Raw genomic sequence first — 1,964 nt, 5'->3', positions numbered from 1 at the left:
CTGGCTCTACGTCGCAGCGGTGATCGACCTGTTCTCACGCCGGGTGGTGGGTTGGTCGATGAGCGCCGCCATGACAGCTCAGTTGGTAACCGATGCCCTACTGACGGCCGTCTGGCGACGCGGCAAGCCGGACGCATTACTGCACCACTCCGACCAGGGCAGCCAGTACACCAGCGAGCAGTTCCAGCGCCTGATGGCCGACCAGGGTATCGTCTGCAGCATGAGCCGCTCCGGCAACGTCTGGGACAATGCAGCGATGGAGAGTTTCTTCTCCTCCCTCAAGACCGAACGCACCGCCAACAAGATCTACCGCACCAGAGATGAGGCACGCGCCGACGTGTTCGACTACATCGAAAGGTTTTACAACACGACCCGCAGGCACTCGACCATCGGCTATCTCAGCCCGGTTGAGTTCGAGCGCAAGGTGGGATTAGCTTAACCTGGTGTCCATCAAACCGGCAGCAGCTCACACAAAATGTCGAGACGATTCACTCAGAGCGTCGAGCTTGCTAGGTCACTCTGCGGGAGTAGAGCAGCTCCTGAAAATGCGGCGGCTCTTTAAGAGTATTCCCCTCCCTAGCCATTCGTCTCGCCGAACGGCGCACAGTGAGCAACGCGCTCGGTGTCGCGCTGCCATGTGCTTCACGCGTATGCAGCTTAGCGATCGGTCGACAACTTGAGATACTTCCTATGGAGAGTGATCGGTGATTTTGAACCGTCAAGTATCACGCGTACGGCATCGCAATAGGTGCTTGAACTAACAACGGTACCCCGCTTGCTCGCTAGGCGCGGGCCAGCTGCATCGATGACCGTGATACGCCCTCCGATTCTGACTTCCGCGTTTAACGACGGACGTCCCGTTCCCCGCGCTTGTTGATGATCGGCCATTCGATCCTCACAGGATAATGAACGGCGATAGCCGCGCTGCTGTGAGCCGCGACCGATCAGAAGACGTCTTCTTTCGCTCGCTTCACTGCAGGCGCCTTCGGGATGTGAACCTGCCATTGGATAAGCCCCCCGCCCGATCAGAGTGCTTCTAATACCGGTAATACTCGCCAACTCTTGCCCGCCATAGTGCTTCAAAAGTGACGGGTTCAGGTGGTGCCCACGCTTGCGAATCCAATGCATTCCTTGGCGTGGCGGCTGTATTTTCGTTTGAAAACGTTTGCACAACGTCCTTGGTCCACTCCAACGATGACTTTGAAAGCATGGGCTTGCCTTCGTACCAGCATTTTCGTCCGTCAATGATGCGGTAGGACCACAAACGCCCCTGCGGGTTCGACGGCATCGCGGCGCTGCATTGCTGTTTCGCTTGCGCCTTCGCGATCTCAACTGCCGAGAGTCCGCCAAGGCATGCGACTAAGCTGATTGTTGCAAGCGGTTTTTTCATTTGCCAACGCTGCTGTAGTCGAATTCAAGGACTACGAAATTGAGGCATTCTGGGAACATCGATGAGCTTGGCGTACATACGTTCGTTTCCGCGGGCCAAGACTGAAAGGAATCTTGGAGGATCAGCTGCGCTTCGCTGATCGGCATGAACATTTATTGTAACTGCGTCACTGCTTCTGCCCGCGCCCGAAGCTCACGATCGTATAAATGGAAGAAAAGAAGGTGTTTTCTGGAATATCCCCATTTTTCTTCAGTTTAATTATCACATTTTATTTCAACTGGGGGCACCCCCACGTGTTCGGCGGAAGTAGAGGGCATGTTCGGACGGCGACGACCACCGCGCTCGCGGGGATCGCGGTCCCAAAGTTTGGTCGAAAAGGGCCGATTTTGTTGAAAAAGGCGGCAGTTGCGACTCAAGGATAGCAGTGATTCAGTCTGTCTAATTGGCAGGGCTGAAGATCATGATGGGGCATCGGCAAGTCGAACAGGCTGCTTTGTTCTATGAGTTCTCGCTCGAGAAGCATATTCCCGCCGACCATCTCTTGAGATCGGTCGACAGGTTTGTCGATCTGCAA

At 55.4% G+C, this 1,964-nt stretch carries 3 protein-coding genes; 2 read left to right on the top strand and 1 reads right to left on the bottom strand.

Annotation, left to right across the window (positions count from 1 at the left end):
• Nucleotides 1-439, top strand: a 439-nt coding sequence (locus IVA92_RS35560) for an IS3 family transposase (protein WP_247280639.1), incomplete at its 5' end; no start/stop codon positions are given.
• 597 nt (nt 440-1,036) lie between these two features.
• Here IVA92_RS35560 and IVA92_RS35555 read toward each other — a convergent pair.
• The gene (locus tag IVA92_RS35555; RefSeq protein ID WP_247280638.1) at nt 1,037-1,390 is read right to left on the bottom strand and encodes a hypothetical protein; all 354 of its coding nucleotides are present in this window, start codon (nt 1,388-1,390) and stop codon (nt 1,037-1,039) included.
• Nucleotides 1,391-1,596: 206 nt separating this feature from the next.
• On the opposite strand from IVA92_RS35555, the gene IVA92_RS35550 reads away from it, so the two are divergent.
• A complete protein-coding gene (locus IVA92_RS35550; protein WP_247280637.1) occupies nt 1,597-1,812 on the top strand; it encodes a hypothetical protein in 216 nt (71 codons plus the stop codon).
• Nucleotides 1,813-1,964: the final 152 nt, after the last annotated feature.

The sequence above is a fragment of the Bradyrhizobium sp. 154 genome, assembly GCF_023073875.1.
Classification (GTDB): Bacteria; Pseudomonadota; Alphaproteobacteria; order Rhizobiales; family Xanthobacteraceae; genus Bradyrhizobium.
Note: the sequence above shows the minus strand (reverse complement) of the source record. Positions and strands in the feature narration are given on the sequence as shown.